The following is a 23,698-nucleotide window of genomic DNA, read 5'->3' as shown; positions in this document are numbered from 1 at the left end:
TGGCCCTCGGCTTCGACGGCTACCCCGCGCTGCGCCGGCACCTGCGTGAGGTCACACCCTCCCCACTGCTGCCGGACGCCGCCGCGTGCAACGAGTACCAGCAGGCCGTGCAGGCCGAGATCGAGAACCTGCGGCACCTGGCCGCCGTGCTCGCCGACCCGGAGCCCGTCACCCGTGCGGGGGCGGTACTGGCCGTCTCCCGCCCGCTGCCGGTGCTCGGGTTGCGGGCGGCCGGCGCCCAGGCCCGCGGCTTCGCCTACTTCGCGGCGAAGGTCCACCCCGATGTGCGGTTGCTGGACGAGGGCGGCACGATGCTCGCCGACCGGATCGACGCCGCCGTCCGGGCGGGCGCCACCGCGCTGCTGTGCTTCGCGCTGCCCCGGCACCCGCGCGAGGTGGTCGACGCCCTGGCGCACGCGCGCCGGGCGGGTCTGACCGTGGTGACCGTCGCCGACAGCGCTTTCGCGCCGGTCGCCGCGCACACCGATCTGCTGCTGCCGGCCGCGGTCGGCACCGGCCTCGCCTTCGACACCGCGTGTGCCCCGATGCTGCTGGGCCGGGTGCTGCTGGAATCGATGTGCGACGCGCTGCCGGACGCCCAGGCCCGGCTGGAGGAGTTCGACGCGCACGCCGCGGCCCGGGGTGTGTTCGTCGACTGAGCGCGCGAGCCGGGGCAGCGGCCGGCGGCGTACGTCTTAACGAAAATCTGAGAAACGCGAAGTACCCTCCCGAGCACTTGCCGGAGACGAGGAGGGATGCGACGTGGTGCGCGGGGCCTACACATTGGCGCGGGTCGTGGTGACCGTGCGGGCGGCGGCGTGCTGGCTGTGGTGGCTGGGGGTGATCGCGGCGGCTCCGGGCACGGCGGTGACCTTCAGTCCGACCGGGCGCCGGATCGGGGTCATGGCCGGCGCGGCGCTGTTCATCGTGGCGGCGGTGGCCGCCTTCACCGTCCGCGGCGGCCGCTACGGACAGCGGGCCGACGCGGCTTCCCGGGCCGCGAAGTCCGTCTACCTGCAGGACCGCCGGGTGACCGCGCGGACCTGGGTGCGGCAGCGCAGGTGGTGGCTGCTGGTGGCGTTCCTGGTGGCGGCCGGTTCCTCGGCGCTGCTGCCGTGCGCGGCGGGCATGCTGATGGCCGGCCTGGGCGCCGGGTTGTGGGCCAAGACCCGCCGGGTGGCCCGGCTGGAGCGGTCCCGGGACGCGCTGCTGTGGGTTCGGCCCGACGGCGATCCGGCCTCGTACCAGCTGACCGGAATCGCGGCCGGCGACGCGGCCCCCGGCGGTGGCCGGCGGCGCCGCTGACCGGCACGCGGCGGCGGTGCTAGCGCGTGCCTCGCAGGGGCGGCAGTCCGCCGCCGCTCTCGGCGAGGAGTTCCGCCGGGGTCTGGGCGGTCCTGACCGGTGCGAAGGCCACGGCGCCGTCCTGATCGACGGTGAAGCCGTGGACGGCGGGCCGGGGCAGCGAGTTGTAGGCGAAGTGGTTGGAGAAGTAGTAGGCGCCGGTGTCGAGTACCGCCACGTGGTCACCGGCGGCCAGCAGCGGCAGCGAACGGCCCTTCGCCAGCAGGTCGCCGGCGAAGCAGCAGGGGCCGGCCACGTCCTGGACCACCGGTTCGCCGGTCTTCTCGCGGCCCTTGCCGTCCAGCGCGAGCACCCGCACCGGCCAGGCGTCGGGGGCGAAGACGGTCCGGGTGGCGACCTGGGCGCCGGCGTGGGTGACCGCGATCGGCCGCCCGCCGGCCGACTTGGCGTACTCGACGCGGGCCAGCACCGTGCCGTTCTTGGCCAGCAGCGCGCGGCCGAATTCGGTGACCAGGCCGTACCGGCCGTCGAAGAGGCCCGGGATCTGCGCGCGGAGCAGGTCCGCGTAGTCGGCGAAGGCGGGTGTGACGGCGTCGGAGTCGAAGTTCACCGGCAGGCCGCCGCCGATGTCGAGGACCGTGATCTGCTGGCGGCCGGCCGCCTGGTTGATCCGCTCGGCCAGTTCGTACGCGGCCCGGACCCCGGCCGCCATCAGGGGCAGCGGCACGCCCTGCGAGCCGGTGTGGGTGTGCAGCCGGTTGAGCCAGGGGCGTTCGGCGTAGGCGCGCAGCACCCACTGCTCGGCGCCCGGGTCGCGCAGCGCCACCCCGAACTTCGAGCTGGCGGTCGCGGTGCTCATCGCGCCGATGCTGCCGCCGCCGATCTGCGGGTTGACCCGCAGCCCGAGCGGTGCGGCGGAGGGCGCCTCCTTGCGCAGGGCGTCGATCCGGTCGAGTTCCTCCGGGTTGTCGGCGTTGACCGCGATACCGAGCGCCAGTGCCTCGCGCAGTTCGGCGAGCGTCTTGGCGGGGGAGTCCAGCACCGTGCGCCCGGCCGGGATGCCGGCCGCTCGGGCGAGGGCCAACTCGCCGGGGCTGGCCACCTCGGCGCCGAGCCCGCACGCTCCGAGCAGGGCCAGGACCGGGACCAGCGAGGCGGCCTTGACGGCGAAGGTGTGGGTGATGTCCACGCCGGGTGTGGCGAAGGCGGCCCGCAGATCCGCCGCCGAGCGCTCGATGCCCGTGATGTCCAGCAGCCCGACGACCGGTTCGCTCTCGCTCGCCAGCCCCTGTTCCACCGCCGCACGTAGCGCGCGTTCTCGCCGTATCCCCAGCTCATCCGTCATGCGGACCATCCCACCACCTCCCCGGGGCGGGCCGCCACTTGCCCCCCGTGTCCCGGACGGTCCCCACCGGGACGGGCCTGTTTCTCCGGCTTTCCCCGGCTTTCTTCGGCTTTCCCCGGGCGGGAGCGGCGGGTCCGGCGCGCGGGAGGGGCCGGTCGGCTCCGGTGTTGTTGACTAGGGCTATTCACCTGGTCAGGATGTGAATGAATCACACCAGTGGCTAGGGCGACAACGAGGAGGCCGGACCGATGACGGGACCGAGGCCCGTACGCGCACCGCGCGGCACGGAACTGAGCGCTCTGGGATGGCAGCAGGAAGCCGCGCTGCGCATGCTGCAGAACAACCTCGACCCCGAGGTCGCCGAGCACCCCGACAAACTGGTGGTCTACGGCGGCACCGGCAAGGCGGCCCGCGACTGGAACTCCTTCGACGCGATGCTCCGCACCCTGCGCGGCCTCAAGCAGGACGAGACCATGCTCGTCCAGTCCGGCCGCCCGGTCGGCGTCATGCAGACCCACGAGTGGGCGCCGCGGGTGCTCATCGCCAACTCCAACCTGGTCGGCGACTGGGCCACCTGGGAGGAGTTCCGCCGCCTCGAAGCCCTCGGCCTGACCATGTACGGGCAGATGACCGCCGGATCGTGGATCTACATCGGCACCCAGGGCATCCTGCAGGGCACCTACGAGACCTTCTCCGCCGTCGCGGCCAAGCACTTCGGCGGAACGCTGGCCGGCACCATCACCCTCACCGCCGGGCTCGGCGGCATGGGCGGCGCGCAGCCGCTGGCCGTCACCATGAACGGCGGCGTCGTCATCTGCGTCGACTGCGACCCGCGCGCCATCGACCGCCGCATCGAACACGGCTACCTCGACGCCAAGGCCGACTCCCTCGACCACGCGCTGCGGCTGGCCACCGAGGCCCGCGACGCGCGCCGCCCGCTGTCCGTCGGCGTGCTGGGCAACGCGGCCGAACTCGTCCCGCAACTGCTCGCCATGCAGGCCCCGATCGACATCGTCACCGACCAGACCTCCGCCCACGACCCGCTCGCCTACTGCCCGGTCGGCGTCGACTTCGCCGACATGGCCGCCTACGCGGCCGAGAAGCCCGCCGACTTCACCGTGCGCGCCCGCGAGTCCATGGCCCGGCACGTCGAGGCGATGGTCGGCTTCCAGGACGCCGGCGCCCAGGTCTTCGACTACGGCAACTCCATCCGCGGCGAGGCCCGACTGGCCGGCTACGAGCGGGCCTTCGACTTCCCCGGCTTCGTGCCCGCCTACATCCGGCCGCTGTTCTGCGAGGGCAAGGGCCCCTTCCGCTGGGCGGCCCTGTCCGGCGACCCCGCCGACATCGCCGCCACCGACCGGGCGATCCTCGACCTGTTCCCGGAGAACGAGTCCCTGGCCCGCTGGATCCGGCTGGCCGGCGAACGCGTCCACTTCCAGGGCCTGCCGGCCCGGATCTGCTGGCTCGGCTACGGCGAACGCGACCGGGCCGGCGAACGCTTCAACGAGATGGTCGCCGACGGCACCCTCAAGGCCCCCATCGTCATCGGCCGCGACCACCTCGACTGCGGCTCCGTCGCCTCCCCCTACCGCGAAACCGAGTCGATGCTCGACGGCTCCGACGCCATCGCCGACTGGCCGCTGCTCAACGCCATGGTCAACGTCGCCTCCGGCGCGTCCTGGGTCTCCATCCACCACGGCGGCGGCGTGGGCATCGGCCGCTCCCTGCACGCCGGGCAGGTCACCGTCGCCGACGGCACGGCCCTGGCCGGCGAGAAGATCCGCCGGGTGCTCACCAACGACCCCGGCATGGGCGTCATCCGCCACGTGGACGCGGGCTACGACAGCGCCGAGTCCGTCGCCGCCGACAAGGGCGTCCGCATCCCGATGCGGGAGGGCGGCGTTGACGCCTGACGGTGACCGGTCCGCCCCCGCGGCTCCGGCGGCTACGGCGGCGTCTGCCGACCGGCGCCCCGGGGCCGGGCCCGGCGGCGCCCACGGGCCCGCCGGCTTCCACGAGATGTGGCGCGACCTGCTCCCGCTGGGACGCAGCGCGGCCTCCGGCGGCTACCGCCGCTACGCCTGGACCGCTGCCGACGCCGACTGCCGCTCCTGGTTCCGGCAGCAGGCCGAATCGCGCGGCCTGGCCTACGAGTGCGACCGCAACGGCAACCAGTGGGCCTGGCTCGGCGACCCGCTGGCCGGGCAGGCCGTCGTCACCGGCTCCCACCTCGACTCGGTGCCGGACGGCGGCGCCTACGACGGCCCGCTCGGCGTCGTCTCCGCCTTCGCCGCCCTCGACGAACTCCGCGCCCGCCGAGCCACGCCCCGCAAGCCGCTCGCCGTCGTCAACTTCGGCGACGAGGAAGGCGCCCGCTTCGGGGTCGCCTGTGTCGGCTCCCGGCTCACCGCGGGCCGGCTCACCCCGGAACAGGCCAGGGAACTGCGCGACGCCGACGGCACCACCCTGGCCGACGCCATGGCGCAGGCCGGCTACGACCCCGCCGCGATCGGTCCCGATCCCGAACGCCTGGCCCGGGTCGGCGCCTTCGTGGAACTCCACGTCGAACAGGGCCGCGCCCTGGACCTGCTGGGCGCCCCCGTCGGCGTCGCCTCCGCCATCTGGCCGCACGGCCGCTGGCGCTTCGACTTCCGCGGCGAGGCCAACCACGCCGGCACCACCCGGCTCGACGACCGGCACGACCCGATGCTCACCTACGCCGGCACCGTGCTCGCCGCCCGCGAGCAGGCCCGGCTGGCCGGCGCGCTGGCCACCTTCGGCAAGGTCGCCGTCGAACCCAACGGCGTCAACGCCATCGCCTCCCTGGTCCGCGGCTGGCTCGACTCCCGCGCCGCCGACGAGGACACCCTCGCCGAACTCGTCGCCGCCGTCGAGCGGGCCGCCCGGGAACGCGGCACCCGCGACGGGGTGGACGTCCAGGTCGTCCGCGAGTCCTTCACCCCGGTGGTCGAGTTCGCCCACGACCTCCGCGACCGCCTCACCGCCCTCCTCGCTCCGTCAGGAACCGCCCCGGCGACCGCCCTTGGCACCGCGCCCGGTGCCACCGCCGCCCCCGACGCCGTACCCGTGCTGCCGACCGGCGCGGGACACGACGCCGGAATCCTGTCCGCGGCCGTGCCGACCGCCATGCTGTTCGTACGGAACCCCACCGGCGTCTCCCACTCCCCGGCGGAAGCCGCGGCGGAGGACGACTGCGTCGCCGGGGTCACCGCCCTGGCCGACGTACTGGAGGGTCTCGCGTGCAGGTGACGTATTGGCTGGAGCACGCCTGGCTCGACCCCCGTGTGGAGCCGGGCGTCGCCCTGACCGCCGACGACGGGCGCATCACCGAAGTACGCACCGAAGTCGACGCCCCGCCGCCGGGCGCCACCGTACTGCGCGGCCTGACCCTGCCGGGGCTGGCCAACACGCACAGCCACGCCTTCCACCGGGCCCTGCGCGGCGCCGCCCAGGTCGGCAGCGGCACCTTCTGGACCTGGCGCGACATCATGTACTCGGTCGCCTTCCACCTCACCCCCGACTCCTATTTCCAGCTCGCCCGCGCGGTCTACGCCGAGATGGCGCTGACCGGCGTCACATGCGTCGGCGAGTTCCATTACCTGCACCACCAGTACGGCGGCGCACCGTACGACAATCCGAACGCCATGGGTGAGGCGCTGATCGCCGCGGCCGCCGAGGCCGGCATCCGGATCACCCTGCTCGACGCCGCCTATCTGCACGGCGGCCTCGTCCGGGGCGGCTACCGGCCGCTGGAGGGCGTCCAGACCCGCTTCGGCGACGGCACCGCCGACCGCTGGCACGACCGCTGGTCCCAGCTCAAAGGCGGCGGCCACGCCAGGATCGGCGCGGCAGTGCACTCGGTGCGGGCCTTCTCCGACCGCGACGGCTACCGTGCCTTCGCCGAGCGCACCCGCGGGGTCCCGGTGCACATCCACCTGTCCGAGCAGCCCGCCGAGAACGAGGCGTGCCTGGCCGTGCACGGCCGCACCCCGGCCCGACTGCTGGCCGACTCCGGCTTCTGGGGACGGCACACCACCGCCGTGCACGCCACCCACCTGACCGGCGAGGACATCTCGCTGCTCGGCGGCGCGGGCAGCACGGTCTGCATGTGTCCCACCACCGAGCGGGACCTGGCCGACGGCATCGGCCCGGCGCCCCAACTCAGGCGGGCCGGCTGCCCCTTGAGTCTGGGCAGCGACAGCCACGCGGTGATCGACCTGTTCGAGGAGGCCCGCGGCATGGAGCTCAACGAGCGGTTGCGCAGCCGCACCCGCGGCCACTGGACCGCCGCTCAACTCCTGCGGGCAGCCGCCGAGAACGGCCACGCCGCCCTCGGCTGGCCCGAGGCCGGCCGACTGGAAACCGGCGCGCTGGCCGACTTCACGACCGTCGCGCTGGACTCGGTGCGCACCGCGGGGCCGCCGCCCCGGCTCGGCGTCGAGACGGCCGTATTCGCGGCGACCGGGGCGGACGTACGGCACACCGTGGTCGGCGGCCGGCAGATCGTCCGCGACGGGGTGCACCAACTCGTCCAGGACGTGCCGAAGGCCCTGGCCGAAGCGATCGCCGCCGCCCGGAGCTGATCGCCGCCCCGCCCCGCCCCCCAGCCGTACAACTCCACGGACGACTTCCCGGAAAGTGAAGGCGATGACGACCAGCACGGTCATCACCAACATCGGCAGCCTGGTCACCAACGATCCCTCCCTGTCCACTCCCGGCGATCCACTCGGTCTGATCCAGGACGCGGCTGTCGTCATCGACGGCGACCGGGTCGTCTGGACCGGTGCGAACAGCAAAGCACCCCCCACTGACAATCGCTTCGACGCGGCCGGCCGGGCGATGCTGCCGGGCTTCGTGGACTCGCACTCCCACCTGGTCTTCGCCGGCGACCGCAGCGCCGAGTTCGCCGCCCGGATGTCCGGCCGCCCCTACACCGCGGGCGGCATCCGCACCACCGTCGCCGCCACCCGCGCCGCCTCCGACGCCGAACTGTCCGCGAACGTCGCACGCCACCTCGGCGAAGCCCGGCGCCAGGGCACGACGACGATGGAGACCAAGTCCGGTTACGGCCTCACCGTCGAGGACGAGGCTCGCTCGCTGCGCGTCGCCGCCGAGCTCACCGACGAGGTGACCTACCTCGGCGCGCACGTGGTGGCACCGGAGTTCGCCGACAACCCGGCCGGATACGTGGACCTGGTCACCGGCGCGATGCTCGACGCGTGCGCCCCGCACGCGCGGTGGATCGACGTCTTCTGCGAGCGCGGCGCCTTCGACGCCGACCAGGCCCGCGCCGTGCTCACCGCGGGCCTCGCCCGCGGCCTGACCCCCCGTGTGCACGCCAACCAGCTCGGCCCCGGTCCCGGCGTCCGGCTCGCGGTCGAGGTCGGCGCCGCCTCCGCCGACCACTGCACCCACCTCACCGACGCGGACATCGACGCCCTCGCGAGCAGCGCCGGCACCACGGTCGCCACCCTGCTGCCGGGCGCCGAGTTCTCCACCCGCGCCGCCTACCCGGACGCCCGCCGCCTGCTCGACGCCGGCGCCGAGGTCGCGCTGTCCACCGACTGCAACCCGGGCTCGTCCTACACCACCTCGATGCCGTTCTGCGTCGCGGTGGCCGTCCGGGACATGGGCATGACGCCCGACGAGGCGGTCCGCGCGGCCACCTACGGCGGCGCGCGCGCCCTGCGCCGTACCGACATCGGCACCGTCGCAGCGGGCGCACGCGCCGATCTGCACCTTTTGGAGGCCCCCAGCCACATCCACCTCGCCTACCGCCCCGGTGTACCGCTGACGACGGCGGTGTGGCGGGCCGGAAGGCTGCTGAGCCCGCTGGGGGCCCGGCCTACTCCTCGACCATCAGGCCCCGGCGCAGCCGCGACAGCGTCCGTGTGAGCAGCCGGGACACGTGCATCTGGGAGATGCCCAGCTCCTCACCGATTTCCGACTGGGTGAGATTGCCGACGAAGCGCAGCGACAGGATCTCCCGGTCGCGCGAGGACAGGCTCGCGATCAGCGGCTTGAGCGACTCCAGGTACTCGACGCCCTCCAGATCGTGGTCCTCGTAGCCGATCCGGTCGGCCAGCGCCCCCTCCGGGTCGTCCTCGGCGGGCTGGGCGTCCAGCGAGCTGGCGGTGTAGGCGTTGCTCGCCGCCATGCCCTCGATCACCTCGTCCTCGGGCAGGCCCAGCTTCTGCGCCAGCTCCCGGACGGTGGGCGTGCGGTCGAGTTCCTGCGCCAGTTCGTCGCCAGCCTTGGCCAGGTCGAGCCGCAGCTCCTGCAGGCGGCGCGGCACCCGTACCGACCAGCTGGTGTCGCGGAAGAACCGCTTGATCTCCCCGACGATGGTCGGCATCGCGAACGTCGGGAACTCCACCTCGCGGCTGAGCTCGAACCGGTCGATCGCCTTGATCAGGCCGATCGTGCCGACCTGGATGATGTCCTCCATCGGCTCGCTGCGGGTACGGAACCGGGACGCGGCGAACTTCACCAGCGCCAGGTTCAGCTCCACCAGCGTGTTGCGGACGTACGCGTAGTCGGAGGTGCCCTCCTCCAGCGTCTGGAGGCGGGAGAAGAGCGTCTTGGACAGGGCGCGCGCGTCGACCGGTCCGATCTCGTCGTAGGGGGGAATCTCCGGGAGCCCCTCGAGACCCTCGAGCTGTTCCTGCGGGTGATCCAGGCCGAGCCGGGGTGCCATGTGCTCCTCCCTCTCCTTGCTTCGGCGGTCGGCTGCCAGCGGGTGGCCGTGCCAATGCCGTATATCCACCTGTACCCCCATTTCGGGGCGTGTCGCAAGTCCTGCGGGCGGCGCGGGGCCCGCCGGTGAGGGCGGGATCCGCAGGTAAGGGCGCGTGCGGGTGCGCACCGGGGGTGTGCAAGGCGGCGGAAGCCCGCCGACTACCGTCAGTGCCGTCGAACGCGTAGGGTCGGAAGCGCGTCACCAGGGATGGGATAAGGAGCGCACATGGACCGCGAGGCGGTCGGCACCGCCGACTTGGGCAGGCTGCGTGTCGAGGTCAGGCAGGTGGGCCACACCGCGGTCTTCACGCCGTCGGGAGAGCTGGACCACCACACGGCCGATGTGCTCGCCGAACCGTTGGGCGCGGCGGTCGACGCCGGGGTCACCCGGCTGGTGATCGACTGCGCGAATCTGGCGTTCTGCGACTCCACCGGGCTGAATGTGCTGCTCGGCGCCCGGTTGCGGGTCGAGGCGATCGGCGGGGCCGTCCATCTGGCGGCGATGCGCCCGACCGTCGCCCGGGTCTTCGAGATCACCGGGGCGGAAGCTGTCTTCACCCTCCATGACACGCTCGACCAGGCACTTCAGGAGTAGTGGCGGGTGGACGGGGGGCAAGCCGTGAGTGACCTTCGCCGGAGCGTACGAGCATTGCCCTCGTTCCGGACGTGTTCCCGGAGATCGACCGGGCAGAAGACTGTCGGACCGCAGTTGGACATCCGTGAGGTGAGGCCCTGATGAGCACCACCCGGCCCTACGCCGCGGACGATCGCGGCCCGGACGCGGGAGGCTCCGAAGGCGAGCCCGACGCGCCGACCCGGGCGCCAGAGCCGATGAGGCGGCTGGCGTTGTCCGGGGAGAGCGGCATCGTGCCGCGAGCCCGGGACTTCACCCGGCAGGCGCTGCACGACTGGGGCTGGCTGCCCGCCGCCACCGCCGATCGCCGGGCGGCCGCGGAGGACGTACTGCTGGTGGTGTCCGAGCTGGTGACGAACGCCTGTCTGCACGCCGGCGGCCCGGAGGAACTCCGGCTGTGGCGCAGCCCGAAGGCGCTGCGCATGGAGATCGTGGACGGCGGCCCGGGCGACCCGGCTCCCCGCACCCCGCACCGCGCCGGCCGGCCCGGCGGCCACGGCATGTTCATCGTGCAGCGGCTGTGCCTGGACTGGGGCGTGATCCGGCACGAGGGCCAGCCCGGAAAGACGGTATGGGCGGAGCTGGCCGCTCCCTCCTAGGGAAAACGCCTGCTCACAGCGCTCCCCGCAGCTCTGTGTCATGGCTTGTCCACAGCCCGGTGCGTACCACCGAGTCGGGACCGTCTCGTGCGGACTACCATCAAGCCCATGACCCGCGTACTTCTCGCTGAGGACGACGCATCCATCTCGGAGCCACTGGCGCGCGCGCTGCGCCGTGAGGGCTACGAGGTCGAGGTGCGCGAGGACGGACCCACCGCACTCGAGACGGCGCTGCTCGGCGCCGTGGACCTGGTCGTACTCGACCTGGGCCTGCCCGACATGGACGGTCTCGACGTGTGCCGCCGGATCCGTGTCGAGGGGCACACCTTTCCCGTCCTGGTACTCACCGCCCGCGCCGACGAGGTCGACACCGTCGTCGGTCTGGACGCCGGCGCCGACGACTACGTCACCAAGCCGTTCCGTCTCGCCGAGCTGCTGGCCCGGGTCCGCGCCCTGCTGCGCCGCGGCACCACCGAGCCCGCCCAGCCCTCGACCCACGGGGTACGGATCGACGTCGAGTCGCACCGGGCCTGGATGGGCGACGACGAACTCCAGCTCACCGCCAAGGAGTTCGACCTGCTGCGCGTGCTGGTGCGCGACGCCGGCCGGGTGGTCACCCGCGAGCAGCTGATGCGCGAGGTCTGGGACACCACCTGGTGGTCGTCCACCAAGACCCTCGACATGCACATCTCCTGGCTGCGCAAGAAGCTGGGCGACGACGCGGCCAACCCGCGCTTCATCTCCACGGTCCGCGGAGTGGGCTTCCGGTTCGAGAAGAACTGATCAGCCACCTCTCATGCGCCGCCGCCTGATCTCGTCCACGCTGGCCGTGGTGCTCGTCGTCATCGCGGTCTTCGGCATCTCCCTGGTCATCGTGGAGACCAGGACCATCCAGAGCAGCGCCCAGGACGGTGTGCAGTCCGAGGCGGTACGGCTGGTCGGCGTGGTGGAGAACCGGATCAACGCCAAGGAGGCGTTGGACGCCAAGCACTTGAACCCGCTGATCTCGGACGGCCGTTACGCGGTGGTCCGGGTCCCCGGGCACCCGGTGGTGCGGCTCGGCGACCGGCCGCACGGCGCGGCCATCTCCTCCACCCAGTCCGGCGACTCGGGGGAGACCGTCACGGTCGAGGAGGCGCGGTCCAAGGTCAGCCAGCAGATCGGGCGCACCCTGCTGGTGATCCTGGCAGTGGCGCTGCTGGCCGTGCTGGCCGCGGTGGGGCTCGCCGTACGGCAGGCCCGGCGGCTGGCCAGCCCGCTCACCGACCTGGCCGAGACCGCCGAGCGCCTCGGCTCCGGCGACCCCCGGCCCCGGCACCGCCGCTACGGGGTCCCGGAGCTGGACCGGATCGCCGACGTGCTGGACGCCAGCGCGGAGCGGATCGGGCGGATGCTCACCGCCGAGCGGCGGCTCGCCGCCGACGCCTCGCACCAGCTGCGCACCCCGCTGACCGCGCTGTCCATGCGGCTGGAGGAGATCGTGGCCACCGCCCGGGACGAGGAGGCGGTCAAGGAGGAGGCCACCATCGCGCTCGGCCAGGTCGAGCGCCTGACCGACGTGGTGCAGCGGCTCCTGACCAACTCCCGCGACCCCCGCTCCGGCTCCGCGGTGGACTTCGACCTCGACGAGGTGATCCGGCAGCAGGCCGAGGAGTGGCGCCCGGCCTACCAGTCCGAGGGCCGCAGCCTGGTGCTGTCCGGCAGCCGCTCGCTGCGCGCCGTCGGCACCCCGGGCGCGGTGGCCCAGGTGCTGGCCACCTTGATCGAGAACTCCCTGATGCACGGCGCCGGCACGGTCGCGCTGCACACCCGCGTCACCGGCAACCAGGCCGTGGTCGAGGTCTCCGACGACGGCCCCGGTGTGCCGCCCGACCTCGGCGCCCGCGTCTTCGAACGCGCGGTCAGCGGCCGCAACTCCACCGGACTGGGCCTCGCGGTGGCACGCGACCTCGCCGAGGCGGACGGCGGCCGGCTGGAACTCCTCCAGCAGCGCCCCGCCGTCTTCGCGCTCTTCCTGGCCCAGGAGATCACGCCGCGCCAGCCCCCGACGGAGCAGATCATCACCTGAGGCCGGCTTCCGCCGTGCGCCGCTCCTCAGCCGTCCAGCTGGTCGTCAGCCGTCCAGCTGGTCGATCGTCGCCGTGGATGGCCCGCGCTCGGCGCGCAGGGCAGCGGCCGCCGACTCGGCGTCGCGCAGCACCCGGACCGCGTTCTGCCAGGTGAGTTTGGCGAGGTCGGCGTCCGACCAGCCGCGGTCGAGGAGCTCGGCGACCAGGTTGGGGTAGCCGGCCACATCGGCGAGGCCGTCGGGGGTGAAGGCGGTGCCGTCGTAGTCCCCGCCGAGGCCGAGGTGGGAGACGCCGGCTATCTCACGCATGTGGTCGAGGTGGTCGGCCACGGTGGCCACGGTGGCCGGCGGCCGCGGGTGGGCGGCTTCGAAGGCGCGCTGGACGGCCATCGCCTCCGGAGTGGTGTCGAGGGGGTGGAAGCCCTTGTCGCGCATGTTGGCGTCGGCTTCGAGGGTCCAGTCGATGGCGGCGGGGAGGATGAACTTGGGCACGAAGGTCGCCATGGCGACGCCGCCGTTGCCGGGCAGCAGTGCCAGGACGTCGTCGGGGATGTTGCGGACGTGGTCGCAGACGGCGCGGGCCGACGAGTGGGAGAACAGGACCGGGGCCTGCGCGACCCGTAGTGCGTGGCGCATGGTGTCGGGGGAGACATGGGAGAGGTCCACCAGCATCCCGAGCCGGTTCATCTCCCGGACGACCTCCTCGCCGAAGGCGGTGAGTCCGTGCGCGGCCGGCTCGTCGGTCGCGGAGTCCGCCCACGGGGTGTTGGCGTTGTGGGTGAGCGTCATGTAGCGCACGCCCAGCTCGTAGAGCTGGCGCAGGACGGCCAGCGAGCAGTCGATGGAGTGGCCGCCCTCGGCACCCATCAGGGAGGCGATGCGACCCTCGGCCCGGGCGGCCTCCATGGCGTCGGCGGTGAGGGCGAGCCGCAGATCCCCGTCGTACCGCTCGGTCATCCGCCGGACCACGTCGATCTGCTCCAGCGTCGCGGTGACCGCGGCGCCGCCGGTGCGGGACACCGGCACGTACACCGACCAGAACTGCGCGCCGACCCCGCCGGCCCGCAGCCGCGGGATGTCGGTGTGCGTGCGCCCGGTCTGATCGGCCGCTATGTCCAGCCGGTCGAGGTCGTAGGACACCTGCTCGCGCAGGTTCCACGGCAGGTCGTTGTGCCCGTCCACCACGGGGTGGGCGGCGAGCAGATCACGGGCGCGGGTCAGGAGGTCCATGCGGAACACTGTATGAGCCGCGCCGCCCGCCCGCTCGGAGCCCTGTGGACAACCGCGCTCGCAGCCCGCTGACCAGCGCAAAGCCCCACCGGCTCGCCCACCGCCTCGCCCGCCGCCCGGCTCGGCGGCCCGCCGGCCGTACCGCCCCACCGGCCGCCCGGCCGGAAAAGCTCAGTGCCCGAAGCCGAATCCGGCTTCCCCGGTCACCTTCGCCCGCAGCCGCTTCCCCTTCTCCGTCGCCTGCTCGTTCAGCGACACCTGGAACTCCCGCATCCGCGCCAGCAGTCCCGGGTCGTGCGCGGCCAGCATCCGTACCGCCAGCAGGCCGGCGTTCCGCGCCCCGGCGACCGAGACCGTCGCGACCGGCACCCCGGCCGGCATCTGCACGATCGACAGCAGCGAATCCATCCCGTCGAGATACTTCAGCGGCACCGGCACCCCGATCACCGGCAGCGGGGTCACCGACGCCAGCATCCCGGGCAGGTGGGCCGCGCCGCCCGCGCCCGCGATGATCGCCTTGAGACCGCGCTCGGCGGCCTGCTCGCCGTACGCGATCATCTCGCGCGGCATCCGGTGCGCGGACACGACGTCGACCTCGTACGGCACGTCGAACTCGTCCAGTGCCTGGGCCGCGCCCTCCATCACCGGCCAGTCGGAGTCGGAGCCCATCACGATGCCGACCACCGGCTGGGGCGCGGGCGCGTTACTCATCGATGGTTCCTCGCAGGTAGTCGGCCGCGTGGCGGGCGCGCTCGCGCACCTCGGCCAGGTCGTCGCCGTAGGTGTTGACGTGGCCGACCTTGCGGCCCGGCTTCACGTCCTTGCCGTACATGTGGATCTTCAGGCCCGGGTCGCGGGCCATGCAGTGCAGGTAGGCGGCGTACATGTCGGGGAAGTCACCGCCGAGCACATTGGCCATCACGGTCCAGGGGGCGCGGGGCCGCGGGTCGCCGAGCGGCAGGTCGAGCACCGCCCGCAGATGGTTGGCGAACTGCGAGGTGCCGGCCCCGTCCATCGTCCAGTGGCCGCTGTTGTGCGGGCGCATGGCCAGTTCGTTGACCAGCACGCGCCCGTCCGCGGTCTCGAACAGCTCGACCGCGAGATGGCCGATCACGCCCAGTTCGCGGGCGATGGTCAGGGCCAGCCCCTGCGCGCCGGCGGACAGCTCGTCGGACAGGCCGGGCGCGGGCGCGATCACGGTGTCGCACACGCCGTTCACCTGCACCGACTCCACCACCGGGTAGGCGACCGCCTGGCCGTGCGGCGAGCGCACCACGTTGGCGGCCAGCTCGCGGACGAAGTCCACCTTCTCCTCGGCCAGCACCGGGATCGGCTCCCTGCGCCCGTCGGGCGTGAGGGGACCCACCGCGCGGAACGGCTCGGCGGCCTCCGCCGCGGAGCCGACGATCCACACGCCCTTGCCGTCGTACCCGCCGCGTACGGTCTTCAGGACCACCGGAAAGCCGCCGACCTCCTCGGCGAACCGCGTCACGTCCTGCGGGTCGGCGACGATCCGGTTGCGCGGGCAGGGCACCCCGATCGCGGCGAGCCGGGCCCGCATCACGCCCTTGTCCTGGGCGTGCACCAGCGCCTCGGCGCCGGGGCGGACCACGACGCCGTCCGCCTCCAGCGCGCGCAGGTGCTCGGTCGGCACGTGCTCGTGGTCGAAGGTGATGACGTCGCAGCCCGCGGCGAAGGCCCGCAGGGTGGCCAGATCGCGGTAGTCGCCGACGGTCACGTCGGCCACCACCTGGGCGGCCGAGTCCTGCGGGGTGTCGCTGAGGATCTTGAACCGGATGCCGAGCGGGATGCCCGCCTCATGGGTCATACGGGCGAGCTGGCCGCCGCCCACCATGCCGACTACGGGGAAGTTCACGTTGTGTCCTGCCGGAGATGCGCGTGGTACACGGGGTCTGTCCTGTCCTCGAACCGGTCCGAGGACCGTTCCGAACCCCGGAAGCTGGCTCTACCAGGGTATCCGCCGGGCGAGCGGACCAGAAACACCCCCGATCGCCGTATTTTCGGACCGGGCGGCTAGCATGTGGGGGATTACTCACTTCATCACCCCGACCTCACCGAGCACCCGACCCCTCACAGACAGGGCCGAGCGATTTATGAGCGGACTGCGCGCGATGAGATCCAGGCTGAGCCTGGTCTACCGCGAAATCGCGAAGTTCGGAGCCGTCGGCGCTGTGGGCGTGCTGGTCAACATCGGCGTCTTCAATCTGGTCCGGCACAGCACCGAGTTGCAGACCGTGCGGGCCAGCATCGTGGCCACGATGGTGTCCATCGTCTTCAACTACGTCGGCTTCCGGTACTTCACCTACCGCGACCGCGACAAGGCGGGCCGTACCAAGGAACTCGGCCTGTTCCTTTTCTTCAGCGCGATCGGCCTGGTCATTGAGAACGGCGTGCTCTACCTGGCGACGTACGGTTTCGGCTGGGACAGCCAACTGCAGAGCAACGTCTTCAAGTTCGCCGGTATCGGGTTGGCGACGCTCTTCCGCTTCTGGTCCTACCGCACCTGGGTGTTCCGCGCGATGCCCGCCCGGGAGGCCGTCGAGCAGGCCGAGTCCTTCCTCACCGAGGCGGACGGACAGGCGGCCACCGCGCCCAAGACCAAGCGCGGGAAGGCCGACGCGCACGGCGTCTGACCCCGCGGCCCGCACCACCACCGCAGACGCGGCGCAGGCGCAGGACGGGCGAGTCCGGTCGGGGCCCGCTCGCCCCCGGTGGCGGCCCCGCCCGTAGGCCGCCTCAGGCCGACGGCCGTCCCATCGCCCGGTACGTCCAGCCCGCCTTGCGCCACAGTGCCGGATCGAGCGCGTTGCGCCCGTCCAGGATGTGCCGTCGCGCGGCGACCTCGGCCAGCGCGGCCGGGTCCAGTTCGCGGAACTCGCGCCACTCGGTGAGGTGCAGGACCACCTCGGCGCCGCGCACCGCGTCCACCGCCGTCGGCGCGTAGCCGAGGGTGGGGAAGAGCCGCTTGGCGTTCTCCATGCCCTTGGGGTCGTAGACCGTGACCTGGCCGCCCTGCAGGTGGATCTGGCCGGCCACATTGAGCGCCGGGGAGTCGCGTACGTCGTCGGAGTCCGGCTTGAAGCTGGCGCCCAGGACCCCGATCCGGCGGCCGAGAAAACTGCCGCCGACCGCGTCGCGCGCCAACTCGACCATGTGCGTCCTGCGGCGCATGTTGATCGAGTCGACCTCGCGCAGGAAGGTCAGTGCCTGATCGGCGCCCAGTTCGCCGGCCCGCGCCATGAAGGCCCGGATGTCCTTGGGCAGGCAGCCGCCGCCGAAGCCGATGCCGGCCCGCAGGAACTTGTGGCCGATCCGGTCGTCGTGGCCGATGGCCTCCGCGAGCTTGGCCACGTCCCCGCCGGCCGCCTCGCTGACCTCGGCCATGGCGTTGATGAAGGAGATCTTGGTGGCGAGGAACGCGTTCGCCGCGGTCTTGACCAGTTCGGCGGTCGGATAGTCGGTCACCACGAACGGTGTGCCCTCGCCGAGGGGCCCGGCGTACACCTCGCGCAGCACCGTCTCGGCGTGCTCGCTGCTCACGCCGACCACGATCCGGTCGGGGCGCAGGGTGTCCTTGACGGCGAAGCCCTCGCGCAGGAACTCCGGATTCCAGGCCAGTTCGGCGTCCGCGCCGGCCGGGGCGAGTTCGCGCAGCAGGGCGGCCAGCCGGGTCGCGCTGCCCACCGGCACCGTCGACTTGCCGACCACCAGGGCCGGGCGGCGCAGATGCGGGGCGAGCAGGCTGAAGGCGCTGTCCACATAACTCATGTCGCAGGCGTACTCGCCGTGCTTCTGGGGAGTGTTGACGCACACGAAGTGCACATCGCCGAACTCGGCGACCTCCTCCCAGGAGGTGGTGAAGCGCAACCGCCCGCTGGCGCCCTCCATGCCCGCCACATGGCGGGCGAGCAGATCCTCGAGACCTGGTTCGTACATCGGCACCTTGCCGCGCGAGAGCATCTCGATCTTGCGCGGATCGATGTCGAGCCCGAGCACCTCGAATCCCAACTCGGCCATGGCGGCAGCGTGGGTGGCGCCGAGGTAACCGGTGCCGATGACGGTGAGCTTCAGAGGCATGCGGCGAAGCATAGTCGGCACCGGGTGAACCAAATGAGGTATGCCAGGTGGCCACTCGGTCCACAATGCGTGCATAGATCTAAGGGGTGGGTTGTGGCCGACAGTGGCGACGGCGCCAGAGACGGTGCCGGTACGGAGCGGGGGCCGGGCGAAGCGGCCGCGGCGGGCACGGGGCAGGGCGCTGGGCAGGGCGCGGGGTGGGACCGGCCGTCGTGGACGGGGACAGCGGATGCTCCCGACCGGGCCGAGGACGATCCGGGCCCGGTCCGGGACGCGCCGGCCGGAGATGTGCCGCCCGCAGACCCGTCGGCCGCAGACCCGTCGGCCGAGGACGTGACTGCTGAGGACGTCACCGCTGAGGACGTGACCGCCGAGGAACTGCCGGAATCTCGCCGAGGAGCGGACGGCCCCGACGGCCCCGACGACCCCGACCGCCGTGCCCGGCGCCGCCGCCGCACCCGCAGAGTCCTGTACGGCGCGCTCGCCCTGCTGTGCGCCGGCGTCCTGCTGGCCGCCGGCAGCACCTACTGGGCCTACGAGCACTACACCGGCCGGGTCGACCGCATCGCGGGCGCCTTCCCGACCGATGTCCCGAAGGCCGCGCAGCCCCCGCCCTCCAAGGACGGCAGCGAAACCTTTCTGCTGGTCGGCCTGGACGCGCGATCCGATCTGCCGACCACCGGCAAGGACGCGAAGGCCCCGGAGTGGAAGCCGGGCGCGCAGCGCAGCGACACGATGATGCTGGTGCACCTGCCGGCCGACCACCAGCACGCCTACGTCGTGTCGTTGCCCCGCGACTCGTGGGTGAACATCCCCGGCCACGGCAAGGCGAAGCTGAACGCCGCCTTCTCCTGGGGCGGGCCGCCACTGCTCATCGACACCGTGCAGCGGCTGACCAAGGTGAAGATCGACCATCTCGCGGTCATCGACTGGAGCGGCTTCAAGCAGCTCACCGACGCGGTGGGCGGCGTCGACATCACGGTCGACAAGACCGTCTCCCGGCTGCACGGTGGCGGCCCGGGCGCCGTCTGGAGCGCGGGCACCCACCACATGGACGGCGACGAGGCGCTCGACTACGTCCGCGAGCGCTACGGCCTGCCCAACGGCGACCTGGACCGCACCCACCGGCAGCAGAACTTCCTGCGGGCCGTGCTGGCCAAGATGCTGTCGGGCGGCACCTTCAGCAACCCGCTGAAGCTCAAGCACGCCCTCGACCAGGTGACGTCGGTGGTGAGCGTGGACGACCAGTTGTCGAACAGCGATCTGCGCGGCCTGGTGTGGAATCTGCGCGGCGTGCGGTCCTCGGACATGGCCTTCATGAACGCGCCGGTGGCCGGTTTCGACACCATCCAGAAGCAGTCCGTGGTGCTGCTGGACGCGGGCGCCTGCGCCGAGCTGTGGGAGGCGATGCGCGACGACACGATGACCGATTTCGTCGCCACGCACAGTCTGGACACGCTCGGTGACAAGGTGTCGTGAACGTCACCCGACCGGGTCGGCGCAGCCCATAGGTCACCGCGCCTGGGCCGACTTAGGATCGTAGGGTTACTTAACGGTAGTTAGCACTCGGGGAGTGAGACACAGTGGCCGGATCCTCCGATTTCGACTTCTTCCGGACCTCGGAAGAGCAGGACATGCTCAGGACCTCGGTCCGCTCGCTCGCCGAGGCGAAGATCGCGCCCTTCGCCGCCGAGGTCGACGAACAGGCCCGCTTCCCGCAGGAGGCGCGCGAGGCCCTGGAGGCCAACGACCTGCACGCCGTGCACGTACCCGAGGCCTACGACGGCTCCGGCGCCGACGCGCTGTCCACCGTGATCGTCATCGAGGAGGTCGCGCGGGTCTGCGCGTCCTCCTCGCTCATCCCGGCGGTCAACAAGCTCGGCTCGCTGCCGGTGCAGCTGTCCGGCTCGGAGGAGCTGAAGACCAAGTACCTGGGTGCGCTGGCCCGCGGCGAGGGGATGTTCTCCTACTGCCTGTCCGAGCCGGACGCGGGCTCCGACGCGGCCGGCATGAAGACCCGCGCGGTCCGCGACGGCGACAGCTACGTGCTCAACGGAGTCAAGCGGTGGATCACCAACGCCGGCCAGTCGCAGTTCTACACCGTGCTGGCCGTCACCGATCCGGACAAGCGCTCCAAGGGCATCTCCGCCTTCGTGGTGGAGAAGGACGACCAGGGCGTCTCCTTCGGAGCCCCGGAGAAGAAGCTCGGCATCAAGGGCTCCCCGACCCGCGAGGTCTACTTCGACAACGTGCGCATCCCCGCCGACCGGCTGATCGGCGCCGAGGGCACCGGCTTCGCCACCGCGATGAAGACCCTCGACCACACCCGCATCACCATCGCCGCGCAGGCCCTCGGCATCGCCCAGGGCGCGCTGGACTACGCCAAGGGTTATGTCAACGAGCGCAAGCAGTTCGGCAAGGCCATCGCGGAATTCCAAGGCATCCAGTTCATGCTGGCGGACATGGCGATGAAGCTCGAAGCGGCCCGGCAGCTCACCTACGCCGCCGCCGCGAAGTCCGAGCGCGTCGACGCGGACCTGACGTTCTTCGGTGCGGCGGCCAAGTGCTTCGCCTCGGACGTTGCCATGGAGATCACCACCGACGCGGTACAACTCCTCGGCGGCTACGGCTACACGCGCGACTACCCGGTGGAGCGGATGATGCGCGACGCGAAGATCACCCAGATCTATGAAGGCACCAACCAGGTGCAGCGGATTGTGATGTCCCGGAACCTTCCGGCGTAGCCCGCCGCGTCTCAACTCTGTAATAACCGCAGCTCGAAGGGCACCCGCAGGGGTGCCCTTTTGGGTAGTTGGGGAGGTTTAGCGGTTGGTTTGCGATCAATTGACAAGCGCACGACGGGGCTTGTAGAGCTGTCATGGCCATCAGCGGGACGGGGGGCCTACGCGTCTGCTGAACGGCCTTACCTCAGCTTGTGATCCGAGTCCCGTGAAGGGAAGACGTGTCTATTAACCGCCGCACCGCCATAGCGGTGCGAACCATTGGCGTCGCCTCCGCCGCAGCCGCTCTCGCGCTGGGCGTTGCAGGCAGCGCGTTCGCTTGCAGTATCGGTGACTTCAAAGCATCCGTCTCGTGTGACCAGTCGAGCGGCCAGGGCACCCTGACCGTTCACGACACCGACAGCACCCGTCCGGTGACGATCACCGTCAAGACCGAACAGGACACGGTCGTCGCCGGTCCTCAGGACTTCACCAACCAGGGGGACTTCACCCTCACGGTGCCGTGGACGGCCGGAGCGCACTACACGGTCCTCGCGTCCGTCAAGGGCCACTTCACCAACAGCGAGGTCCCCGGGGGTGCGGTGGTCCCCGACGAGTCCTGCGCCGCCCCGACCACCACGCCGCCGGCCCCGCCCACCACCACGCCCGCGGCGCCGACCACCTCGCCGGCCACGCCCACCGCGTCGCCCTCCACTCCGGCGGCCACTCCCACTCCCTCGGCGAGCAGCAGCACCGCCGCGGCCGTCGCCGACACCAACGCGCCGTCCCCGGCCGCCGGTGGCAGCACGAACCTGGCCGAGACCGGTAGCAGCAGCAGCACCCCGATGATCGCCGGCATCGCCGCGGCGCTCGTCGTCGTCGGCGGTGGCTCGGTGTTCGCACTGCGCCGCCGCAAGCCCGCCGCCCGCCACTGACGCGAGCCAGGGCGCACCGGGCTCACCGAGCCCGCTGAGGCACTCCAGCAACGGCCGTACGACCTTGTGTCGTACGGCCGTTGCGCGTCCGCGGGTCGCGCGGGGCGGCCGGCAGGCGGCGTCGGCGCGCCGCCACGTCACCGATCGGTCACAGTGGCCGGGCCGCCGCCGCAAGACGCGTACCTGACAGCTTTCAGGCGATACGCTGCGACGCCGCGGCCAGCCGTTCGCCGCGGACCGTTCGGCGTTCGACGCGCCGAAAGTGAACCAGGGGGCTCTTCATGGCTATTCGCAAGTCGACGATGCAGGAACAGGTCGCGCAGGCCATCGCGCAGATCAATCCGGGGGACACGCCCATCGTCACGTTCCACACGGTCACCGGGCCGAGCCCGTGGCTGATGGACAACCTGGGGCTGCTGGCCCAGGCGTTCGTCAAGTACTACTTCGTCACCGTCACCGAGCAGGCCGTGGTCTTCCACCGGGCCGGCCGGATGACCTCCCGTCCCAAGGAACTGGTGGCGGCGATACCGCGCCAGGAGGCGGCCGGACTGGTCAGCGACGTGCGCCGCAAGGCGCTGTGGAGCTCGCTGCGCTTCCAGCTGCCCGGTGAGGCCAAGCCGACCCGGCTGAACGTGGGCCGCTACTGGCGCGCCGAGCTGGACCAGTGGGTGTCGGCCGTCACCGGCCAGCCGATCGCCGCCTGAGGCGCTCCCGCCGCCACCTGAGGCGCCCCCGCTCCCGCGCCTGAGGCGCCAGCGGTCCCGCCTCCGCAACGCCGATCCGTCCGGGCAACGGACAACGGACAACGGACAACGGCCCCGGTCCCCGCGACGATCTCGCCGCGGCGGCCGGGGCCGTTCCCGCGCGCCGGAGCGGACGCGCGGGGCGAGGGCTACTTGGCGGTGCCCACCGTCACCTGCTGGTCGTTCTTCAGCTCGTCGAACAGCGTCTTGGCCTTCGTCATGTCCCACTTCACGGCGTCACCGTCATTGGGGGTGCTGTAGTTGGCGTTGGCTATCGGCACCGTGATCGAGTGGCCACCGCCGCCGGTGACACCCTTCATCGCCCAGAACATCGACGCCAGGTCCGGCAGGCTCATCTTCTTGTCCACGACCAGCGTGTCCAGACCGGAGCCGATCACCGGGTACAGCTTGAACGGGTTCAGGATCGTCGTCGGCGAGGCCGCCTGGTGGGCCAGGGTGGACAGGAACTTCTGCTGGTTGCGCATCCGGCCCAGGTCCTGGTCGGCCTCCTGGTGCCGCTGCCGCACGAAGGCCAGCGACTGCTTGCCGTTGAGCGTCTGGCAGCCGGCCGCGAAGTCCGCACCGGACGCCTTGTCGTGCAGCGGCTTGTCCAGGCACATGTTCACACCGCCGAGCGCGTCGACCAGGTTCACGAAGCCGGAGAAGCCGATCTCCGCGTAGTGGTCGATGTGGATCCCGGTGTTGTACTCGATGGTCCGGGTCAGCAGCTCGGGCCCGCCGTCGGAGTAGGCCCGGTTGAGCTTGTGGGTGGAGGCGGCGTACCGCTTGTGCGACTGCTGGCCGGTGAAGGCCGGGATGGTGACGTACGAGTCGCGCGGCAGGCTCATCATCGTGGTGCCGTTGTCACCCGTGTGCAGGATCATCATCGAGTCGGTGCGCTGGCCGCTGTCGGCGCCGGTGTGGAGCTGCTTCTCCTCGGCCTTGGTGAGGCCCTCCCGGCTGTCCGAGCCGACGATCAGATAATTGGTGCCCTTGCCGGTGGGCGGCCGGTCCTCGACCTTGCTGAGGTCCACCTCGCGGCGCACCTTGGAATCCGCCCAGAAGTACGTGGAGACGGACACCACGAGCAGCACCACGACCAGGCCCAGCGCGGTGTAGCCGATCTTCTTGCGGGTGCTCCAGCGCCGGCCGCTCGGGCCGCCACCGGTTCCGCCGGGGCCGCCCGTGCCGGGCGGGCCGTACGCGCCACCGGGCTCACCGCCCGGCTGCGAGCGGCGGCCGGCCTGCTGCGGGACCCC

General features: G+C 72.0%; 21 protein-coding genes and 1 pseudogene. 15 read left to right on the top strand and 7 right to left on the bottom strand.

What is annotated here, in order from left to right; genetic code table 11:
• Both GA0115240_RS34360 and GA0115240_RS34355 read left to right on the top strand, forming a co-directional pair.
• The coding region (locus GA0115240_RS34360) for a MurR/RpiR family transcriptional regulator (RefSeq protein WP_093742934.1) at nt 1–659 on the top strand (659 nt) is incomplete at its 5' end.
• Nucleotides 660–762: 103 nt separating this feature from the next.
• Entirely contained in the window at nt 763–1,305 is a 543-nt protein-coding gene (locus GA0115240_RS34355; protein ID WP_093742932.1) for a hypothetical protein, read from the top strand.
• A gap of 19 nt (nt 1,306–1,324) precedes the next feature.
• Here GA0115240_RS34355 and GA0115240_RS34350 read toward each other — a convergent pair whose 3' ends face one another.
• A complete protein-coding gene (locus tag GA0115240_RS34350; RefSeq protein WP_093742937.1) occupies nt 1,325–2,650 on the bottom strand; it encodes a diaminopimelate decarboxylase in 1,326 nt (441 codons plus the stop codon).
• A 248-nt stretch (nt 2,651–2,898) separates the two neighbouring features.
• Here GA0115240_RS34350 and hutU point away from each other — a divergent pair, with 248 nt between their 5' ends.
• From hutU to hutI, 4 genes and pseudogenes are all read left to right on the top strand, one after another.
• Nucleotides 2,899–4,566 carry a urocanate hydratase gene (gene hutU / locus GA0115240_RS34345; RefSeq protein ID WP_093742930.1) on the top strand — a complete coding sequence of 556 codons (1,668 nt, stop codon included), beginning with the start codon at nt 2,899–2,901 and terminating at the stop codon, nt 4,564–4,566.
• 106 nt (nt 4,567–4,672) lie between these two features.
• Nucleotides 4,673–5,923: an allantoate amidohydrolase gene (locus GA0115240_RS34340; protein ID WP_093742928.1), complete on the top strand. Its 1,251-nt coding sequence runs from the start codon at nt 4,673–4,675 to the stop codon at nt 5,921–5,923.
• Complete coding sequence (locus tag GA0115240_RS34335) at nt 5,914–7,257, top strand: formimidoylglutamate deiminase (protein ID WP_093742926.1); 1,344 nt, start codon at nt 5,914–5,916, stop codon at nt 7,255–7,257. Before GA0115240_RS34340 ends, GA0115240_RS34335 begins: the two co-directional genes overlap by 10 nt.
• A gap of 64 nt (nt 7,258–7,321) precedes the next feature.
• Nucleotides 7,322–8,491: pseudogene (gene hutI, locus GA0115240_RS34330) on the top strand (imidazolonepropionase); the annotation flags it as partial.
• A gap of 28 nt (nt 8,492–8,519) precedes the next feature.
• On the opposite strand, the gene GA0115240_RS34325 reads toward hutI, so the two are convergent.
• The gene (locus GA0115240_RS34325) at nt 8,520–9,371 is read right to left on the bottom strand and encodes an RNA polymerase sigma factor SigF (protein ID WP_093742922.1); all 852 of its coding nucleotides are present in this window, start codon (nt 9,369–9,371) and stop codon (nt 8,520–8,522) included.
• 267 nt (nt 9,372–9,638) lie between these two features.
• On the opposite strand from GA0115240_RS34325, the gene GA0115240_RS34320 reads away from it, so the two are divergent.
• The 4 genes from GA0115240_RS34320 to GA0115240_RS34305 all read left to right on the top strand — a co-directional run bounded on the left by GA0115240_RS34320 (nt 9,639) and on the right by GA0115240_RS34305 (nt 12,713).
• On the top strand, nt 9,639–10,007 hold the full coding sequence (locus GA0115240_RS34320) for an STAS domain-containing protein (protein ID WP_093742920.1): 369 nt from the start codon (nt 9,639–9,641) through the stop codon (nt 10,005–10,007).
• A 140-nt stretch (nt 10,008–10,147) separates the two neighbouring features.
• On the top strand, nt 10,148–10,645 hold the full coding sequence (locus tag GA0115240_RS34315) for an ATP-binding protein (RefSeq protein ID WP_093742918.1): 498 nt from the start codon (nt 10,148–10,150) through the stop codon (nt 10,643–10,645).
• Between the two features lie 108 nt (nt 10,646–10,753).
• Nucleotides 10,754–11,428, top strand: a complete 675-nt coding sequence (locus GA0115240_RS34310) for a response regulator transcription factor (RefSeq protein ID WP_093742916.1) — start codon at nt 10,754–10,756, stop codon at nt 11,426–11,428.
• Between the two features lie 13 nt (nt 11,429–11,441).
• On the top strand, nt 11,442–12,713 hold the full coding sequence (locus GA0115240_RS34305; RefSeq protein WP_093742914.1) for an ATP-binding protein: 1,272 nt from the start codon (nt 11,442–11,444) through the stop codon (nt 12,711–12,713).
• Between the two features lie 45 nt (nt 12,714–12,758).
• Here the strand turns inward: GA0115240_RS34305 and GA0115240_RS34300 are convergent, their stop codons facing one another.
• The 3 genes from GA0115240_RS34300 to GA0115240_RS34290 form a co-directional block, all read right to left on the bottom strand.
• Nucleotides 12,759–13,943 carry a dipeptidase gene (locus GA0115240_RS34300; RefSeq protein WP_093742912.1) on the bottom strand — a complete coding sequence of 395 codons (1,185 nt, stop codon included), beginning with the start codon at nt 13,941–13,943 and terminating at the stop codon, nt 12,759–12,761.
• A 171-nt stretch (nt 13,944–14,114) separates the two neighbouring features.
• Entirely contained in the window at nt 14,115–14,654 is a 540-nt protein-coding gene (gene purE / locus GA0115240_RS34295) for a 5-(carboxyamino)imidazole ribonucleotide mutase (protein ID WP_093742910.1), read from the bottom strand.
• Nucleotides 14,647–15,819, bottom strand: coding sequence for a 5-(carboxyamino)imidazole ribonucleotide synthase (locus tag GA0115240_RS34290; protein ID WP_093742908.1), 1,173 nt, complete (start codon nt 15,817–15,819; stop codon nt 14,647–14,649). The genes purE and GA0115240_RS34290 overlap by 8 nt, the downstream gene beginning before the upstream one ends.
• Before the next feature lie 256 nt (nt 15,820–16,075).
• Between GA0115240_RS34290 and GA0115240_RS34285 the strand changes: the two genes are divergently transcribed.
• Nucleotides 16,076–16,597: a GtrA family protein gene (locus tag GA0115240_RS34285; RefSeq protein WP_346268012.1), complete on the top strand. Its 522-nt coding sequence runs from the start codon at nt 16,076–16,078 to the stop codon at nt 16,595–16,597.
• 103 nt (nt 16,598–16,700) lie between these two features.
• Here GA0115240_RS34285 and GA0115240_RS34280 read toward each other — a convergent pair whose 3' ends face one another.
• On the bottom strand, nt 16,701–18,041 hold the full coding sequence (locus tag GA0115240_RS34280; protein ID WP_093742904.1) for a UDP-glucose dehydrogenase family protein: 1,341 nt from the start codon (nt 18,039–18,041) through the stop codon (nt 16,701–16,703).
• A gap of 333 nt (nt 18,042–18,374) precedes the next feature.
• Between GA0115240_RS34280 and GA0115240_RS34275 the strand changes: the two genes are divergently transcribed.
• From GA0115240_RS34275 to GA0115240_RS34260, 4 genes are all read left to right on the top strand, one after another.
• On the top strand, nt 18,375–19,520 hold the full coding sequence (locus tag GA0115240_RS34275) for an LCP family protein (RefSeq protein ID WP_256070198.1): 1,146 nt from the start codon (nt 18,375–18,377) through the stop codon (nt 19,518–19,520).
• A 104-nt stretch (nt 19,521–19,624) separates the two neighbouring features.
• Entirely contained in the window at nt 19,625–20,785 is a 1,161-nt protein-coding gene (locus GA0115240_RS34270) for an acyl-CoA dehydrogenase family protein (protein ID WP_093742901.1), read from the top strand.
• 248 nt (nt 20,786–21,033) lie between these two features.
• On the top strand, nt 21,034–21,696 hold the full coding sequence (locus tag GA0115240_RS34265) for an LAETG motif-containing sortase-dependent surface protein (protein WP_202452021.1): 663 nt from the start codon (nt 21,034–21,036) through the stop codon (nt 21,694–21,696).
• A gap of 281 nt (nt 21,697–21,977) precedes the next feature.
• Nucleotides 21,978–22,400: a hypothetical protein gene (locus tag GA0115240_RS34260; RefSeq protein ID WP_141709071.1), complete on the top strand. Its 423-nt coding sequence runs from the start codon at nt 21,978–21,980 to the stop codon at nt 22,398–22,400.
• 188 nt (nt 22,401–22,588) lie between these two features.
• Here the strand turns inward: GA0115240_RS34260 and GA0115240_RS34255 are convergent.
• Nucleotides 22,589–23,698: LCP family protein (locus GA0115240_RS34255; protein WP_237555448.1), on the bottom strand; the 1,110-nt coding region annotated here is incomplete at its 5' end.

The organism is Streptomyces sp. DvalAA-14, assembly GCF_900091855.1.
In the GTDB taxonomy this organism is placed as follows: Bacteria; Actinomycetota; Actinomycetes; order Streptomycetales; family Streptomycetaceae; genus Actinacidiphila.
Note: the sequence above shows the minus strand (reverse complement) of the source record. Positions and strands in the feature narration are given on the sequence as shown.

What these genes read in the sequence shown, in the direction of transcription:
- GA0115240_RS34340 (WP_093742928.1), top strand. Translation starts at nt 4,673, where the DNA reads ATGTGGCGCGACCTGCTCCCGCTGGGACGCAGCGCGGCCTCCGGCGGC.
- hutU (WP_093742930.1), top strand. Translation starts at nt 2,899, where the DNA reads ATGACGGGACCGAGGCCCGTACGCGCACCGCGCGGCACGGAACTGAGC.
- GA0115240_RS34350 (WP_093742937.1), bottom strand. Translation starts at nt 2,650, where the DNA reads ATGACGGATGAGCTGGGGATACGGCGAGAACGCGCGCTACGTGCGGCG.
- GA0115240_RS34320 (WP_093742920.1), top strand. Translation starts at nt 9,639, where the DNA reads ATGGACCGCGAGGCGGTCGGCACCGCCGACTTGGGCAGGCTGCGTGTC.
- GA0115240_RS34285 (WP_346268012.1), top strand. Translation starts at nt 16,076, where the DNA reads ATGAGATCCAGGCTGAGCCTGGTCTACCGCGAAATCGCGAAGTTCGGA.
- GA0115240_RS34310 (WP_093742916.1), top strand. Translation starts at nt 10,754, where the DNA reads ATGACCCGCGTACTTCTCGCTGAGGACGACGCATCCATCTCGGAGCCA.
- GA0115240_RS34325 (WP_093742922.1), bottom strand. Translation starts at nt 9,371, where the DNA reads ATGGCACCCCGGCTCGGCCTGGATCACCCGCAGGAACAGCTCGAGGGT.
- GA0115240_RS34305 (WP_093742914.1), top strand. Translation starts at nt 11,442, where the DNA reads ATGCGCCGCCGCCTGATCTCGTCCACGCTGGCCGTGGTGCTCGTCGTC.
- GA0115240_RS34280 (WP_093742904.1), bottom strand. Translation starts at nt 18,041, where the DNA reads ATGCCTCTGAAGCTCACCGTCATCGGCACCGGTTACCTCGGCGCCACC.
- GA0115240_RS34315 (WP_093742918.1), top strand. Translation starts at nt 10,148, where the DNA reads ATGAGCACCACCCGGCCCTACGCCGCGGACGATCGCGGCCCGGACGCG.
- GA0115240_RS34300 (WP_093742912.1), bottom strand. Translation starts at nt 13,943, where the DNA reads ATGGACCTCCTGACCCGCGCCCGTGATCTGCTCGCCGCCCACCCCGTG.
- purE (WP_093742910.1), bottom strand. Translation starts at nt 14,654, where the DNA reads ATGAGTAACGCGCCCGCGCCCCAGCCGGTGGTCGGCATCGTGATGGGC.
- GA0115240_RS34260 (WP_141709071.1), top strand. Translation starts at nt 21,978, where the DNA reads ATGGCTATTCGCAAGTCGACGATGCAGGAACAGGTCGCGCAGGCCATC.